Here is a 16,475-nt window from a genome sequence, read left to right as displayed (position 1 = left end):
GGACAAAAAGGAGGGGCAGGATGGGAAAACATATCTGGATCATCGATGATGATGCCAACATCCGCAAGTTTCTCAGCGAATCGCTGAAACTGAAGGGCTATCGGGTTGCAACTTTCGGCACGGCCGAAACGGCTCTCGAGAAACTGGCCCCCGGCAGCTGTGACCTGGCCCTGGTCGACATTATGCTGCCCGGCATGTCGGGGATCGACTTCTGTCGGCAACTGCGTACCCAGCCCGCCCTGAGCGACCTGCCGGTGATGCTGATGACAGCCTTTTCCCGCGAGGCCGAGCAGGTGCAGCGACACCAGGGGCTGGGCATCGTCGACTGCCTGTTCAAGCCCTTCACCCTGCCCGTCCTGCATCGACAGATCGCCGCCATCCTCGGCGAGCGAATGGCCGAGGCAACCACAGATCCACTGCATATCGCCGGGGACCTGAGCGAGACCTCCTTCCCCCGACTGCTGCACAACCTCTACATCCTCAAAACAACAGGCTTGCTGCAATTGACCCGCGCCGGCATGAAAAAGGTTATCTACATCCGCAACGGCTACCCGATTTTCGCCCGTTCCAACCTGGTTCGGGAATGTCTCGGGCAGATGATGGTGGATGACGGCCTGATCAGCGCCGAACAGTGCGCCGAGTCCCTGCGGCAGGTCAAAAAAAGCGGTCGCCTGCAGGGAACGGTGCTGATTGATATGGGGCTGCTCACCCCGCATCAGTTGCGCGACGTGCTGCGGAATCAGATTGTCGAAAAACTGCTGGAAATCTTTTCCTGGCCCGAGGGGAAGTACCAGTTTGTCCAGGGGAAAAAATTCAAACAGGGGGTCACCAGCATCGACTGTTCACCGGCCGCTCTCATTTACCAGGGCATCAGCCGCCATTACAGTGCCGCCCGCATCGCCAAGCTGCTCCTGCCCCACCGCCACCGCTACCTGTCCCAGGCCGAAAGCCCCCATTACCGCTACCAGGAAATCGGCCTGACCCGCCGGGACGAAAGGGTCTTCGCGCTCTGCAACGGCCAACTGACGCTCGAAGAAATCAGCAACCGTTTCCCGCTGGCACGCACCGAAACTGATCAGCTGCTGGCAGCGCTGCTGCTTTCGGAGATGGTCGAAAGCCGTGAAGTCCCGTCCTTTTCAGGAGAACCCGGGGCAGAGGCGATCAGTGCCGAAGAGCATGAGATGCGCAAAACCTTTCTGGCCGAATACAGCGACCTGATCCAGCGCGACTACTTCAAGCTGTTCGCGGTGGGTGAGGATGCCAACAAGGCGGCCCTGCGCAAGGCCTATTTCTCCCTGGCGAAGAAATACCATCCTGACCGTTACCTGCAGATGAAACTGTCGGAGGACCTGCGCGGCAAGATCAACGAACTGTTCCAGCGCATCGGCGAGGCCTATGAAACCCTGTCCGACCCCGTGCGCTGCAAAAACTACCGGGAGACACTGAAGCAGGCCCGCGGCGGCGTCAAGACCAAGGTCGAAGATATCCTGCGGGCGGAAACCGCTTTCCAGAAAGGGCGGCACATGATCCGCTCGCGCAATTTCTCCGAGGCCCTCAAGCAACTGCAGATTTCTGTCGACAACAGCCCGGAAGAACCGGAGTATATCACCCTCTACGCCTGGGCCCTCTACCGGTCAAAAACCGATATCCCGGGAATCCGGGACAAGACGGTTGAACTGCTGCAACGTTCGGCGGTCCTCAACGGCGAACATGATCTGACCCACCTCTATCTCGGGCAGATCTTCAAGGATCAGGGACGCGAACGAGAGGCGGAAAAACAGTTCGAACTGGCTATCCAGTGCAATCCCGACTGTACCGAGGCACTGCGGGAATTGCGACTTTTCAATCTGCGGCGGGAAAAAGAGGATAAAGAAAAGAAAGGCGGTCTTTTCGGTCGCCTGAAAAAACGCTGAGCGAAGATCCCGTCGGTGACGGAAGGGGCGGATCAGGGTCGAAACGGGTTCAATTGTCCATCTGGCTGCCGCCGTAAAACTGCTGCAGAGCGGGCGGCAGGGTGAAGTAAGCCAGCCCGGCGCTGAAAACCTCCGGGGCAAGCCTTTCCCTGAGCTGGGCCAGGTAACGCCCGAGAATGAATTCGCGCAGCTGCTCGCACTCCTCCTGAACCTGTCGGGCAAACAGCACCCCGGTGTCATAGCCTTCCGTCGCCGCTCCCGGTCGTTGAAAACTGTAAATCACGGAAGCCGCCAGGCTCATCGGCTGACCGGCCAGGGAGAATTCCAGTTCCAGTTCCTCCTCCCGGGCCAGTTCCATGGGCAACCGCAACCGGCCGCCGCGGTCCGAAAGGCTGGTCAGGCTGGAGGCATAGTCCCCACCCCGGCAGCAGACCCGGGCCGACAGATCGATATCGAGCCGCATGTGGCGCCGCGGCGGACGGTGAAATCGATGTTCAAGACGGGTATAGAGTTCCTCAATCGGCAGCGGCAGCGGCAGCTTGTCGCGACTGCTGTAGCGGGAATGGCCGAGCCACAACACCGGCTGGTCAGGCGGCGCCTCGCAGCATCCCTCTTCGGCCAGCAGCAGGACGCCCGCAGCCATTTCCTGCTGCAATGAAAAGCGCCAGCCGACCAGCAGCCCGGCCAGCATCTGCCGCAGCGTCGGATCGCTGGTGCAAACACAGACTTTGCGCTCCATTCCGCGCGGAATCGGTCGTTCAACCAGCATTATGCCTCCCGAATGCCCCATGCATATCGATGACGATCGCCGTGCAGTCATCGGCCAGCGGGTCACTGACCCCGAAACGTTGCAACGAAGCGAAAACCTCGTCCAGAAAGTCGAGGTGGTCTTCATGATGATCCCGCACCAGCCGTTCCAACCGTCTCCGCCCGAACTGCTCTCCGTTGCGGCCTTCGGCCTCGGTAATGCCGTCGGTAAAGAGCAGCAGCCGGTCGCCGCGACGCAGACGGAACAGCTCCAGATCGAGCTCGGGCTGGTCGAAATAACCGAGCGGCTGACCGCTCGGCTCCAGACGGAAAAGCTCATCGCCACGCCGCACCACCGGTGCGACATGCCCGGCATTGACATACTCCATGCAGAGGCTGTCGGGGTTGATCACGCCGCAGAAGAGGGTACTGGAAAAGAAATAGTCATATTTTTCGGAACGTTTGGCAAACAACCGCAGGAAGGTGTTGATCTCACGCAGAACCCGCAACGGATCGCAATCCTGGGCGGCGCTGCGATGAATAAAACCATACAGCAACCCCATGACCAGCGAGGCCTGCAGACCGTGTCCGGTGACATCGCCCAGAAAGATCAGCTGACAACCGTCACCGAGGGTGATGAAATCGAAATAATCACCGCCGACCCCCTGGGCCATGCGGTTCTTGATCCCGATGCAGCTCCAGTTGCAGACCGGTGAACTTTTCGGGAACAGCAACTGCTGGACACCGCTGGCCAGGTCCAGGTCGAGATCGAAAGAACAGTTGCAACTCTCCGCTGTGCCGTTTTTTTCCCCATTGGTCATGCGCCTAGTATAACGGACTCCCCGCCATTGCCAAATACGGATCGGAATTAATCCTGCGGGAACCTGCGGTCGAGCAGATGGCGCGGCTGGAGATTGCCGAGAGCGCCGATCAGGCTCTTCTTGATCTGCGGGATTTCACCCTTCAGCTCGCGAATCAATCCCTTCATCCGCTGCCGTTTCTGATCGACCTCGCCGCAGACCGGACAGGCGCAGCAGATCACCGGCAGCTTCTGCTGCCGCATGAAACGGATGATCTCTCCCTCCTCGACGTAAACCAGCGGGCGAATGACGGTATGGCGACCGTTGTCGGCCCGCAGCCTGGGGCTCATCGCCTTGAGACTGCCGACATAGAACTGGTTGAGCAGCAGGGTTTCGATGAAATCGTCGAGGTGATGGCCGAGGGCGATCTTGTTGCAGCCCAGCTCATCGGCCAGCGAGTAGAGGATACCGCGCCGCAGGCGGGCGCAGAAGGAGCAGTAGGAGGAACCGGGCCGCCGCCTGCTCTCGATGATCTCGTAGGCATTGGTCGACTCCATCCGGTACTCGAACCCATGTTCAACCAGGTGGCGCTCGATGACCTCCTTGCGAAAACCGGGAAAACCGGAATCAACGGTGCCGGCCACCAGTTCATACCTGACCGGTGAACGCCGCCGCAGGGAATCGAGGATATGCAGCAGGGTGTAGGAATCCTTGCCGCCGGAAACACCGACCAGGATGCGGTCACCCTCCTCGATCAATCCGAAATCGCCGACCGCCCGACCGACCCGGCGGCGGATTTTTCTGAACAGGTTGTCTTCTTCAAGTGCCACGGGTGCCTCCGCTGGTGAGCTGAAGAGCCTTTTTAATCCATTTCGCCCTCCGGAGGCAAGTCCCGGGGTCCTCTTTCCTCAACATTCTCCCTCACCGCCGACCCGGTGGTCACCATGGCTGCGGCTTAAACCGAACAGCCCGCGCACATCTTCAAGAATCATGTAGAAACTGGGGATCAGCAGCAGGGTGATAAAGGTGGCGAACATGATGCCGAAACCGAGGCTGATCGCCATCGGAATCAGGAACTGGGCCTGTACGCTGGTTTCGAGGATCATCGGCATCAGACCGCAGAACGTGGTCAGCGAGGTCAGCAGAATCGGCCGGAAACGCCGCTGCCCGGCCTGCAGCAGGGTCAGCTGCAGATCCTCGCCGCCGCGGCGGAGGGTGTTGGCATAATCGATCAGCAGCAGCGAATCATTGACCACCACCCCGGACAGGGCGACGATACCGAACATGGAGAGAATCGAGAGATTGAAGCCCATCAGCAGGTGCCCGAACAGGGCGCCGACGATGCCGAACGGGATCGCCGCCATGATCAGCAGCGGCTGACTGTAGCTGCGCAGCGGAATGGCCAACAGGGCAAAAATGGCGAACATGGCGAGAGCGAAACCGCGCTTCATGCTGTCGAGAGATTCGGCCTGCTCCTTCTGCTCGCCCTCCATATCGAAACTGAGTCCCGGATAATCGTTACTCAACTGAGCCAGCAGCCCGCGTTTCAGATCCCGCAGGATTTCATCGGCATTGCCCCGTTTGCTGTCAACCCGGGCGGTGACGTTGATGACCCGCTTGCGGTCGGTGCGATTGATCTGCGAGTAGCCGCGGCCGGGGATGATCTCGGCGGCCCGCAACAACGGGATTTCGCCCCCGCCGGGTGTCCGAATCCGCAGCTGTTCAAGATTCCACAGATGCTTCCGTTCCGACTCGGGATAGCGCACCAGCACCTTGACCTCGTTGCGGCCGCGCTGCAGACGCAGCGCCTCGACCCCGTAAAACGCGTTGCGCAACTGGCGGCCGAGGTCCTGCTCAGTCACCCCGAGAGTCCGCGCCTCGGGCGTCAGCCGTACTTTCAGTTCCCGCTTGCCGAGAGCGTAATTGTCGGCAATATCTCCCACGCCCGGATAGTCGGCGAGGGCGGACTTGATCTTTTCGGCCACCTGATCGAGGACGGCAAAATCCTCGTGGGCGATCTGGATATCGATATTCGCCCCGAGGCGCACCAGGTTGGAGGAAAAGCTCAAGGTTTCCGCCCCCGGCACCTCGCCGGTCAATTCCCGCCAGCGGTCACCGATATCAGCCGCCGCCACGCCGCGCTTCTCGCTCTGGGTCAGCAGCATGGCGATATTGGCGATATTGCTGGCGGTGGTGGTGTCATCGCCGCCCGGCCCCTGGGTCCCGGAAATCCTGCCGCCGACCACCGCGTAAATGTGACGCAGCACGCTGCGGCCATCCGTGCGCTCGGCATTGAATTCGGCCACGGTCTGCTGCCCGGCGGCCATGATGCGCTGCACCACGCGGTCAGTTGCGTCAATCGGCGTTCCCGGCGGCAGCTCCAGGTCGACCGTCACCAGGTCGCCGTCGACTTCGGGCATGAAATGGAATTTCAACAGCCCGCCGCGCACCGTACCGACCGCCAGCAGCAGCAGCGCCAGGCCGAAGGCCAGCGTGGCATAACGATAGCGCAGGCAGAAATCGAGGGTGCGCCGATAGGGACCGGCAATGAAACGATCGAGCTGTCCACCGAACCAGCGACGTACCCGGTCAATGCGGCCGAGCAGGCCCGTATCGAGGGGCCGCCGTTTCCCCAGTGAAAGATGGGCCGGCAGCACGAACAGGCTTTCCACCAGCGAGACCAGCAGAATAATGATGACGATCTTCGGAATGACGCCGATGAACTTGCCGATCATGCCACCGGTGAAGAGCAGGGGGGAAAAAGCGGCCACCGTGGTCAGCACCGAAAAAATCACCGCCCGGCCGACCTGAATCGTCCCCTCCTCCGCCGCCTGGGGGTAGGGTTTGCCCAGTTGCCGTTGGTCATAGACATTTTCGCCGACGACGATGGCGTCATCGACCACAATCCCCAGGGCCATGATGAACGCGAACATGGTAATCATGTTGATCGAAACATCGACCGCCGGCATGAAAAAGAGCGCCCCGCAGAATGAGATCGGGATCCCCAGCATCACCCACAGGGCGAGCCGCAGCTCAAGAAACAGACCGAGGATGATGAACACCAGCACCAGGCCTATCTTCGCGTTGCGCTGCAGCAGATCGCGACGGCTCTGGAACATTTCCGAGGTATCGTTCCATTCGGCGATATGGACCGAATCGGGCAGTTCCAGGCGCCGCTGCTTGATATAGTCAAGGACGATCTTTGAGATCTCGGTCGGCTTCTGGTTGCCGACCCGACTGACCTTGACCATCGCCGCCGGCTTGCCGTCGAAGCGGGCCGAGAGATCGGTTTCGGCAAAACCATCCCTGACCGTGGCGATATCACCGAGCCGCACCTCGGTTCCATCCGGCTGGTTGAGAATAACGATGTCGCGATACCCCGGCCCGTAGTAGCGCCGCTCCTTGGTGCGGATCAGGATATCCCCGCCGGCGGTCTTCACTGTCCCCCCCGGCAGGTCAAGTGAGGCGGAACGAATACGGGCGGCAATCTGGTCAAGCGTCAGGCCGTAGCGGCGCAGGTTCCGTTCCGGAACCTCCACCGAAATCTGGTAGGGCCGCACCCCGCTGAGATCAACCTGGGTGATTTGCGGGAATTCCAGCAGATCATCCCGCACCCGTTCGGCCTGCTCCCGCAGACTGCGCTCGGAGAGGTCGCCGTAGACCACCACCGAAATCACCTCGTGGCGATTGAGCAGCTTGCTGATCACCGGCTCTTCGGCATCCGCCGGGAAGGTGGTGATCCGGTCGACCTCGCTCTTGATGTCGGCCAGCACCTGGTTGGCGTCGGCATCCGGGTAGATCTCCGCGGTCACCGTGCCGAACCCTTCGGCGGCCCGGGCCTTGACCTGCTTGATGCCGTCAACCCCGGTCAGGTTCTCCTCGATCTTGAGAATCACCCCTTCCTCGACCTCTTCCGGACCGGCACCGGGATAGGCGACCGTAACCTGGACCATATCAAGGGAGACTTCGGGAAAGACTTCCTGTTTGACGGTGAAGCCGAGGATGATGCCGCCGACGACGAAGACCATCATCAGCAGATTGGCGGCCACGTGGTTACGGGCCATCCAGCGGATCGCAGCATTCATGTCAGTTCTCCGCCGTGCGCAGCAACAGTCCGTCGGCGGCACCCGAAATCGGTGTCAGGACCACCTGCTCACCGCCCTGCAGCCCCGAGCTGATCAGCACCGTATTTTTTTCCCGTCGCGCCACCTTGACCGGCACGATGCGCAACTTGCGGTCTTCCATGATCCAGACCCTGTCGCCCTCGTGCATCGCCCGGCGCGGCACTTCGACCACGCCGGACAGAGTTGCCCCCTGCAGCTGCACGCTGACGAAACTGCCGAGCGCCAGCTCGGGCTGATTATCAACCTGTGGATTGCGACCATAGGGATCGGCGACACTGACCGCCAGACGCGCCATGCGACCGCGCGGGTCAACCTCCCCGAGGGAACGGACGATATGCCCCGACCACTGCCAGCTCTGTCCGTCACTGCGCAGGGACACGATCGCCGGCGAGCCCTGCTCACCGGGCGATCGCGGCACCTGCAGCCAGTGCAGGTCCCCGAGCGGCAGCGGCACAATGATCTCCGCCTCATCGGTGCCGACCAGGGTCGCAACCCTGGTGCCGGAACGGACATATTGCCCCAGGTCGACATTCTCACTGCGAACCAGACAATTGTACGGCGCCGTCACCCGGGTACGCTGCAGATCGAGTTCCGCCTGACGCAGGGCGGCGCGGGCGGCAAGCAGGGCAGCCTCGGCACTTTTCAACTGCGGTGCGTAAACCACCAGCGGATTCGGTTCCTCGTCGGGATGCAGCCGCTGCCATTCCTCGCGACCGATATCGGCCCGGGCCTTGACCGTCTGCAGATCCAGTTCGCTGCGGCTCAGGTTGGCCCGAGCCCGTTCGACCGCCAGTTCGAAGTCGATCGCCTCGATGGCGAACAACTCTTCACCCTGCCGGAAAAAGCCCCCCGTCACCAGGTTCGGAGCGACACTGACCACCTTGCCGCTGACCTGGGGGACGATATCGGTCTGTCGCCGTGCCTGCACCGTGCCGGTCGCCTCGATCCGCAAACGGTAATCGCCGCGCGTGACGCGGGCCGTTTCAACCAGTACACCACGAAACGGGGTGACCTTTTTCACCGGAACCTTGCGTTTCTTGACCATCACCGTCATCCCGCCGATGCCGATCGCCAGGATCAGCAGAGGCAATCCGATTTTCATCATCAGGCCCTTGTTACTCATGACTCGCAGACTCCTTGTGACCGGCAAATCTCTGACTGATTTCTTTCTCCATCCACGTCCCTCCAAGAGCCCTCGCAAGGCTGATGCGATCACTGATCAACTGCCGCCGGGCGGCAAGCAATTCACTGCGGGCCTGAAAATCATTCCGCTGGGCCGTCAGTACCGGCAGGTAATCGGTCAATCCGTACAGGTAGTTCTGCAGGGCGAGTCGCAAGCTTGCCGAGGTGGCATCAACAGTGCGCTGCAGAGTTGCAAGCCGTTGTTCGTCGGTCTGATTGGCCACCAGGGAATCCTCAACCTCGCGGTAGGCATCCAGCACCGCCTGCCGATAGCCCGCCAACCGTTCCCGCACCACGGCGCGATTACGCTCGACCTCGGCCCGACGGCGGCCGCCGTCAAGGAGCGTCACGGCCGGCTGAGCAATCAACTGCCAGAAATTCCCGGTAATCGCACCGATACCGAAATCGGTCTGCAGATAACCGTAATTCGCCGCCAGGTTTAAAGTCGGCAGGCGATCGGCGATGGCGGCGGCAACCTCATCATCAGCCGAACGTAATTGATGGAAACGTGCCGCGACATCGGGACGACGTTGAAGAAGACTGGCCGGCAGACCGGTCGGAAATTGATCCGCAAAGGAGGGAAGTTGATCCAGGGTACCGGCCGCACCACCCGCGGGATAAGACCCCAGCAGGGTCGCGATGCCGTGCTCGGCCGTCGCCAGCGCCTTGGCAAACCGGGGGCGGCTGGACTCGGCTGCCGCCAGTGTCTGTCGTGCCTGGTAGACATCAACCGCCGGCACCAGACCGCGTTGATAACGGTCTTCGACGCGCTGCAGCGTTTCCCGGTAGGAAACAATGGTCTGGTCTGTCAGGGCCAGCTGGGCCCGCTGTTCAACGGCCAGAAAATACAGATCGGCCAGTTGCGCGCTGAGACTTATATAAAGACTTCGCAACTGATTTTCGCCGGACTGCAGCAACTCGGCCGCAGCCTGCTTGCGGCTCCTCAACTTACCCCACAAATCAAGCTCGTAGCCGCTCTGGACCGAAAACCGGTAATTGAAGACGCGCGCGTCCTGGATAAAACCGGGAACCAGCTCATGGCTCCCCTGGCCGCCCAGTCCCAGGCTCGGCCAGAGCGTGCTGCCGGCAACCGTCAAGGCCGCCCGGGCCTGCTCTACGCGGGCAAATCCCTCCTCCAGCTGGAGATTCTGCTCAAACAGCCGGGTCATGAGCCGGTTCAGATCTTCATCACCGAACGCCAGCCACCAGCGATCCGGCGGACGTCCGGCCTCAGTCTCCGGCGTTGCCGCCAGGTACGTCCGGGGAAGATCGGGGGGAGGTGAAACGGCGGTCGGCTGATACAGGCTGCAGCCGGACAACAGCAGAACACCTGCAAACAACGGCAGGAAAATTCTCATTCCGGCGCCTCCATCCCGGCCAGGGTATAGTCAAGCAGGAGGTCAGCCAGCCGGACTGTCTTCATTCCCGGGAGGAGACCGGGGGGGAGGTCCTGGCAGCGATCATGACAGCGCATCACGTGACTCAGCGAACCGACAGCGAAATGCATCCGCCAGGAAAGAGTGGACATGGACAGGTGCGGCAGGGCCTGATGCATGGTTTCGAAGAGACGCAGGATGAACGGTTCCATGCGGCGCAGGAAGATATCGCGACCGACCCCCCGCGGATCGGCAAGGATGCGGCCGACCAGGGTGATGAAATGTTCGGGGCCTTCCCCCTGCTCGCGCAGTTCGATGGTCGGTTCAACCAGGGCGCGCAGCACCTGGCGCGGATCAGGACGCCGACCCTCTGCCGCCGCCGCGGCCAATTCCGCATCGAGCATCTCTGCCCGGCGACGGTTTAGCGGCGTCAGGCGGCGCTCAATGACCGCTTCCAGCAGTTCCTCCTTGGAACCGAAATGGTAGTTGACCGCCGCCAGATTGACCCCGGCGTTACTGGTGATGGCACGCAGCGAGGTCGCGTGAAAGCCATCCGCGGCAAAAAGTTTTTCCGCCGCATCGAGAATTTTCACCTTGGTATCGGGTTGACTCATGGACACTCCTCGGGAACAATGACCTGGCCGCCCGGCGGATCTAATCCGCCAGTCGCGGGAATGCGTCATCGGCGCAATTTGCAGGTATAATTCAAACGAACGTTTGAGTCAACACCAAAAGCAGGGGACACTCCCGATCCTGATGCCTTCATCCGCCTCGACAACCTCCCGCCTGAAGCGCCTGGTCCCCCTGCTCTGCTGGTGCGTCTTCTGCTCGGTCCTCAACGGCACCATGTTCAATATCGCGGTGCCCGACATCGCCCGCGACTTCGATCTTTCCGCTGCAAATGTCAGCTGGGTGATCACCGGCTACATCGTCATCTTCGCCATCGGTTCGATCAGCTACGGCAAACTCGCCGACGCCTATTCGGTGCGCCGCCTGCTGACCATCGGCCTGCTGCTGTTCAATACCGGCGCCCTGCTCAGCCTGCTGGCCGGCAGCTATCCGCTGCTGGTCGCCGGGCGCCTGGTCCAGGCCGGCGGCGGTGCCGCCATCCCGGCGCTGGTGATGATCATCGCCACCCGCTTCGCCCCGGTCGAGCTGCGCGGCCGGGTGCTGGGCGCGGTCAGCGCCACGGTTGCCCTGGCGATGGGACTCGGACCCCTGATCGGCGGGCTGCTGGCCGGAGCCATTCACTGGCGCTGGCTGTTCATCCTCTCCTTCGCCACCCTGCCGGCGATCCCGCTGCTCGGCCTGGTCCTGCCCCGCGAACCACGTCGACCGCTGCGCTACGACCTTGCCGGGGCCTGCTGGCTGACCCTGCTGGTGGCTGTCCTGCTGATCGCCCTGACCACCCGGCAACCGTGGTTTCTGGCCCCGGTCCTGCCGCTCGGCCTGCTCCTGGCGCGGCAGATAAGACGTTCGCCCTGGCCTTTCATCCCCCGCAATCTCCTGCGCGACCGCCTCTATCGCCGCGGACTGCTGGTCACCTTCCTGGGCATGGGCACCGTCTTCGGGCTGCTGTTCACCATCCCTCTGCTGCTGCGCCAGGTGCATGACGTCTCCACCACCGATATCGGTCTGATCATTTTTCCCGGGGCCCTCTGCGGTTCACTGGCCGGACTGCTCGGCGGACGGCTCACCGACCGCTGGGGCGCGCCGCCGGTCGCCCTGTGCGGGTTGATGATCCTCAGCTGCGGTTACCTGCTGCTGGCGGCCCTGGGAGGCATCGGTACGCTGCTGATTCTTCTGCTGCTGATCCTCTGCTACAGCGGCTTCGCCCTGCTGCAGCCGGCGTTGGGGAAAATCGTCTCCCTGCAGCTGCCGATTGAGCAGAGCGGCATCGGCATGGGCTTCTACAATCTGATCTATTTCCTCTCCGGAGCCTTCGGCACCGCCCTGGTTGGGGGCATGCTCGAAACCCTGGACCGGCCGCCGGCCTGGCTCGGCGATCCGCTCATGGCCCGCTACCGCGGCGTCATGCTGCTGCTCGCCCTGGCCGCAGGCGCGGCGGCGCTGATTTTCCGACTCAGCTTCAGGGGGGATGGAGATGCGCAATGATAATGTCGAACACCCCGTAGCGCGATTTCCCGCCACACCCGGCACCTACCTGCTGCAGCTGTTCTGCCCGCAGCCCCGCACCCTGGCGATCGGTCACCTCGGGGAACTGGAACTGGTTCCCGGCTGCTATCTCTACCTCGGCAGCGCCCATGGCCCCGGCGGACTGGCAGCCCGACTCAGCCACCGCCTGCACCCGGTGCGCAGGCCGCACTGGCACCTCGACTACCTGCGCCAGGGCGCCGAAATCCACCAGGTCTGGTACAGTACCGACAACCACGCCGATGAATGCCTCTGGGCCGCCGCCCTGGCCCGGATCCGCGGCTGCATTCCCATCTTCGGCTTCGGCGCCAGCGACTGCCGCTGTCCGAGCCATCTCTTCCGGCGCACCGCACCGCCAACCCTGAGCAGCTTCCGCCGCCGGTTAAGGCAACTCTGTCCCGAGCACGGTCGGATCATCTGCAAAAAATAAAAGCCGCCCAGGCGGCTGCTAAAAGGCTATTATTTTCAACAAATCGTGCTGAGAGGAAGGGGCTATCGCCAGGAAACTCCGCACGTAGCGAGCAGCCAGCTTTCAGGTTTTAATAATCACTACAAAATCAAACTGAGAGTCAGTGGTTACCGTTTGGTATACGAAGTTGTTGACGAAGAGTGTATATTTTAGTTATCGCTGTGGGCAGACGGGACAAAGATGCAGCCTATAAAGAAGCAAAGAAATAACAAAAAAACAACCAAAGAAGCTGCGTAACCCGTCATCACGCCAGTGGCGGATATATCAGGTGATAACTATTTCTGCATACGTTCTTATTGATAAACTGCATACCCTATACACGATCCCCATGCGTCTAACTTAGCTTGTGATGAAGTTTTATTTTCATTGTAAACAATATCAATCACCTCTTTAACTGTTTTTGATTTATAATTTGAGAAAAAACGATATGCTGTTTCTTTATTGTCTCCATTCGTTTTGAACTGATGTGCGACCCCGGCAATCATCTGATTTTGCAAGCAAAAATCGGCATAATCTATTCTTTCCAAAGGAACATTCCCTACTTCTTCAGCACACAGTTCGAAAAATGTTATTGCGAACTCCCATGGAGATGAAAAATCACTTTTATATACTTTATCTATTGATGCAAGCGCCAATTTTGAGTTTAAATAATTTTGTTTTACACTATTGATCGGTATTCCATTTAATTTTTGAGTTGCAGCAAACAAAGCAACATCAGTAGCTCCTACACATAGAGTCATGGCCCTATATTCATCTTTGTCGTATTTTTTGGCCAGTCCTTGCTGCTTTGGCGCGCAACCAACAAGCAGGACGAGAACAGCGATGAGGGAGATACAAATTCTCTTCATTTTTATTCCTTTCGACCTAATAGGCCTGTAGAAAAACTAAAAGATAATTTTTTCATAAAAATGGCTTCGCGATGCAGCCCGTATTAAACGATTTCGTACATTGTCTGATTGGCATCTCTTGTACCGCAATTATTCCACAATTTTCAATATATCTTGAGCTTTTTTACAATCCCACCGATCAGCAGTCCATGGTGAACTCGGTCTTTTCATGACTCAGGGGCACGGCTGGTCGCTAGTCTTTACCATATGGCGGACTTTCATCGACTGATCCATACCGACTTTTACCGGCGCTTTCAGCCTGATCCCTTAGGTTAAGTGGATCTACCAACTAAACTTGTCCTTCGCTTACCATTCCTCCACAGCAGCCTTTTCAGCAAAAAGCATGATCGTCCGCACCCCCTATAATTACATCCTTGACAGTCCTGCCAGCCCGATACATATCCTGCCAGGGTTAGGTCTTGGACTATCAGTTTTCGACATTAACGATCTTGCTGATGGTGGTGTAATGCAACCCGCTGGCCCGGGCAATCTCGGCCAGTCGATAACCATGCGCAAGGTGGGCCTCGCGGATCAGGCGATTGCGTTCCTGTTTTGAAAGGGATTTGTTCCGAGGCAGCAGAGCCTCCAGTGCCGGACGGCCGATGTGTCGCTGATGTCGCGGGATTTCAGCGACGAGATCCTGATCTTCCAGCAGATCGCGAATTCTTTGCAGAAAAGCGTCCCCTCCCAGCACAATCTGCCCACGCAGCTGGGTCCAGGGTGAGCGAAACGGCGTCGCCAATCCATCTTCGATGAATTTTCGGTAGGCGATCCGCGCCTTGCCCCGACTCCGGAAAAAGTTTCCAAGCACCCAGTCGGTGGTTAAGAAGGACGGACAAGACTGCTTGCCAAGCGTCGCCAGGTAGCTGTTCCAGGGATGATGCGACGGGTGCTCGGAAGCGCCCGCCCGGACCGGGTTGAGGACAACATAGCGACACAGTTCGAGCAGATGACTTTGCTTCTCGATCAGGATGGACTTGAAGCGCCCCTGGAAGACATGGCCGACACGACCATGCTTCCTGTTGAAGGTCTGGGTATAGACACCGTTGAGTTGCCGCATCCCGGCGGAGAGATTCCCTTCCGGCGTTTCGATCAGCAGGTGGTAATGGTTGTCCATCAGGCAGTAAGCGTGGCAGAGCCAGTTGAAACGTTTCACCACCTGGGTCAGAACCTTGAGAAACAGCTGCCGATCGTCGTCTTCGCGAAAGATATCCGCCTTGGCGTTGCCGCGGGATGTGACGTGGTAGACGGCACCGGGAAATTCAATGCGCAGTGGTCTGGACATGGGGGGAGGATAGCATGAAAAACTGATATTTCAAGACCTGACCCCGAAGCGCGAAGCGAATTCATCCTCTCCTTCGCCACCCTGCCGGCGATCCCGCTGCTCGGCCTGGTCCTGCCCCGCGAACCACGCCGGCCGCTGCGCTACGACCTTGCCGGGGCCTGCTGGCTGACCCTGCTGGTGGCTGTCCTGCTGATCGCCCTGACCACCCGGCAACCGTGGTTTCTGGCCCCGGTCCTGCCGCTCGGCCTGCTCCTGGCGCGGCAGATAAGACGTTCGCCCTGGCCTTTCATCCCCCGCAATCTCCTGCGCGACCGCCTCTATCGCCGCGGACTGCTGGTCACCTTCCTGGGCATGGGCACCGTCTTCGGGCTGCTGTTCACCATCCCTCTGCTGCTGCGCCAGGTGCATGACGTCTCCACCACCGATATCGGTCTGATCATTTTTCCTGGAGCCCTCTGCGGTTCACTGGCCGGACTGCTCGGCGGACGGCTCACCGACCGCTGGGGCGCGCCGCCGGTCGCCCTGTGCGGGTTGATGATCCTCAGCTGCGGTTACCTGCTGCTGGCGGCCCTGGGAGGCATCGGTACGCTGCTGATTCTTCTGCTGCTGATCCTCTGCTACAGCGGCTTCGCCCTGCTGCAGCCGGCGCTGGGAAAAATCGTTTCCCTGCAGCTGCCGATTGAGCAGAGCGGCATCGGCATGGGCTTCTACAATCTGATCTATTTCCTCTCCGGAGCCTTCGGCACCGCCCTGGTTGGGGGCATGCTCGAAACCCTGGACCGGCCGCCGGCCTGGCTCGGCGATCCGCTCATGGCCCGCTACCGCGGCGTCATGCTGCTGCTCGCCCTGGCCGCAGGCGCGGCGGCGCTGATTTTCCGACTCAGCTTCAGGGGGGATGGAGATGTGCAATGATAATGTCGAACACCCCGTAGCGCGATTTCCCGCCGCGCCCGGCACCTACCTGCTGCAGCTGTTCTGCCCGCAGCCCCGCACCCTGGCGATCGGTCACCTCGGGGAACTGGAACTGGTTCCCGGCTGCTATCTCTACCTCGGCAGCGTCCATGGCCCCGGCGGACTGGCAGCCCGACTCAGCCACCACCTGCACCCGGTGCGCAGGCCGCACTGGCACCTCGACTACCTGCGCCAGGGCGCCGAAATCCACCAGGTCTGGTACAGCACCGACAACCACGCCGACGAATGCCTCTGGGCCGCCGCCCTGGCCCGGGTCCGCGGCTGCGTTCCCGTCCCCCCGGCTTCGGCGCCAGCGACTGCCGCTGTCCGAGCCATCTCTTCCGGCGCCCCGCACCGCCAACCCTGAGCAGCTTCCGCCGTCGGTTAAGACAACTCTGTCCCGAGCACGGCCGGATCATCTGCAAAAAATAAAAGCCGCCTCCGCAGAATCTGCGGAGGAGGCCAACAATGTTGGCTAAGCAAAAAGCATCAGCAACAAAACGTAAATTTTCGCTTCAGCACGTATAGTTCATATATGGTCTCCCCCCTTTTTGCAAGGGCTTTGTGTCGTTAATGACAGGGACAGG

The 16,475-nt window shown here is 60.3% G+C and carries 14 protein-coding genes and 1 pseudogene; 6 read left to right on the top strand and 9 right to left on the bottom strand.

What is annotated here, in order from left to right; translation table 11 throughout:
* The first annotated feature begins 20 nt into the window (after positions 1 to 20).
* Positions 21 to 1,913: a response regulator gene (locus tag B5V00_RS11925; RefSeq protein ID WP_085011031.1), complete on the top strand. Its 1,893-nt coding sequence runs from the start codon at positions 21 to 23 to the stop codon at positions 1,911 to 1,913.
* Between the two features lie 49 nt (positions 1,914 to 1,962).
* Here the strand turns inward: B5V00_RS11925 and B5V00_RS11920 are convergent, their stop codons facing one another.
* The 7 genes from B5V00_RS11920 to B5V00_RS11890 all read right to left on the bottom strand — a co-directional run bounded on the left by B5V00_RS11920 (position 1,963) and on the right by B5V00_RS11890 (position 10,756).
* Positions 1,963 to 2,682 carry a PilZ domain-containing protein gene (locus tag B5V00_RS11920; RefSeq protein ID WP_172399734.1) on the bottom strand — a complete coding sequence of 240 codons (720 nt, stop codon included), beginning with the start codon at positions 2,680 to 2,682 and terminating at the stop codon, positions 1,963 to 1,965.
* Positions 2,672 to 3,481, bottom strand: a complete 810-nt coding sequence (locus B5V00_RS11915) for a PP2C family protein-serine/threonine phosphatase (protein WP_085011029.1) — start codon at positions 3,479 to 3,481, stop codon at positions 2,672 to 2,674. Before B5V00_RS11915 ends, B5V00_RS11920 begins: the two co-directional genes overlap by 11 nt.
* 47 nt (positions 3,482 to 3,528) lie before the next feature.
* Positions 3,529 to 4,290, bottom strand: a complete 762-nt coding sequence (gene ttcA / locus B5V00_RS11910; RefSeq protein WP_085011028.1) for a tRNA 2-thiocytidine(32) synthetase TtcA — start codon at positions 4,288 to 4,290, stop codon at positions 3,529 to 3,531.
* A gap of 78 nt (positions 4,291 to 4,368) precedes the next feature.
* Positions 4,369 to 7,545, bottom strand: a complete 3,177-nt coding sequence (locus tag B5V00_RS11905; RefSeq protein ID WP_085011027.1) for an efflux RND transporter permease subunit — start codon at positions 7,543 to 7,545, stop codon at positions 4,369 to 4,371.
* 1 nt (position 7,546) lies between these two features.
* The gene (locus tag B5V00_RS11900) at positions 7,547 to 8,707 is read right to left on the bottom strand and encodes an efflux RND transporter periplasmic adaptor subunit (RefSeq protein WP_085011026.1); all 1,161 of its coding nucleotides are present in this window, start codon (positions 8,705 to 8,707) and stop codon (positions 7,547 to 7,549) included.
* Positions 8,700 to 10,124 carry an efflux transporter outer membrane subunit gene (locus B5V00_RS11895; protein WP_085011025.1) on the bottom strand — a complete coding sequence of 475 codons (1,425 nt, stop codon included), beginning with the start codon at positions 10,122 to 10,124 and terminating at the stop codon, positions 8,700 to 8,702. The genes B5V00_RS11900 and B5V00_RS11895 overlap by 8 nt, the downstream gene beginning before the upstream one ends.
* Complete coding sequence (locus B5V00_RS11890; RefSeq protein ID WP_172399733.1) at positions 10,121 to 10,756, bottom strand: TetR/AcrR family transcriptional regulator; 636 nt, start codon at positions 10,754 to 10,756, stop codon at positions 10,121 to 10,123. The genes B5V00_RS11895 and B5V00_RS11890 overlap by 4 nt, the downstream gene beginning before the upstream one ends.
* 142 nt (positions 10,757 to 10,898) lie before the next feature.
* Here B5V00_RS11890 and B5V00_RS11885 point away from each other — a divergent pair, with 142 nt between their 5' ends.
* From B5V00_RS11885 to B5V00_RS17600, 3 genes and pseudogenes are all read left to right on the top strand, one after another.
* Positions 10,899 to 12,257: an MFS transporter gene (locus B5V00_RS11885; RefSeq protein ID WP_085011023.1), complete on the top strand. Its 1,359-nt coding sequence runs from the start codon at positions 10,899 to 10,901 to the stop codon at positions 12,255 to 12,257.
* Positions 12,247 to 12,726 (top strand): GIY-YIG nuclease family protein, encoded by a 480-nt coding sequence (locus B5V00_RS11880; RefSeq protein ID WP_216355483.1) that lies wholly within the window; start codon positions 12,247 to 12,249, stop codon positions 12,724 to 12,726. Before B5V00_RS11885 ends, B5V00_RS11880 begins: the two co-directional genes overlap by 11 nt.
* 66 nt (positions 12,727 to 12,792) lie before the next feature.
* Positions 12,793 to 12,974 (top strand): annotated as a pseudogene (locus tag B5V00_RS17600) (type II toxin-antitoxin system RelE family toxin); the annotation flags it as partial.
* A gap of 84 nt (positions 12,975 to 13,058) precedes the next feature.
* On the opposite strand, the gene B5V00_RS11870 reads toward B5V00_RS17600, so the two are convergent.
* Both B5V00_RS11870 and B5V00_RS11865 read right to left on the bottom strand, forming a co-directional pair.
* Positions 13,059 to 13,613: a hypothetical protein gene (locus B5V00_RS11870; RefSeq protein ID WP_085011021.1), complete on the bottom strand. Its 555-nt coding sequence runs from the start codon at positions 13,611 to 13,613 to the stop codon at positions 13,059 to 13,061.
* 466 nt (positions 13,614 to 14,079) lie between these two features.
* Entirely contained in the window at positions 14,080 to 14,937 is an 858-nt protein-coding gene (locus B5V00_RS11865) for an REP-associated tyrosine transposase (RefSeq protein ID WP_085011020.1), read from the bottom strand.
* Between the two features lie 177 nt (positions 14,938 to 15,114).
* Here B5V00_RS11865 and B5V00_RS11860 point away from each other — a divergent pair, with 177 nt between their 5' ends.
* Both B5V00_RS11860 and B5V00_RS11855 read left to right on the top strand, forming a co-directional pair.
* Positions 15,115 to 15,849: an MFS transporter gene (locus B5V00_RS11860; RefSeq protein ID WP_172399732.1), complete on the top strand. Its 735-nt coding sequence runs from the start codon at positions 15,115 to 15,117 to the stop codon at positions 15,847 to 15,849.
* A complete protein-coding gene (locus B5V00_RS11855) occupies positions 15,839 to 16,255 on the top strand; it encodes a GIY-YIG nuclease family protein (RefSeq protein ID WP_216355482.1) in 417 nt (138 codons plus the stop codon). Before B5V00_RS11860 ends, B5V00_RS11855 begins: the two co-directional genes overlap by 11 nt.
* Positions 16,256 to 16,475 lie beyond the last annotated feature (220 nt).

This window comes from Geothermobacter hydrogeniphilus (assembly GCF_002093115.1).
Classification (GTDB): domain Bacteria; phylum Desulfobacterota; class Desulfuromonadia; order Desulfuromonadales; family Geothermobacteraceae; genus Geothermobacter_A; species Geothermobacter_A hydrogeniphilus.
The sequence above is the reverse complement of the archived record's forward strand: the minus strand, read 5'-3'. Positions and strand labels throughout refer to the sequence as shown.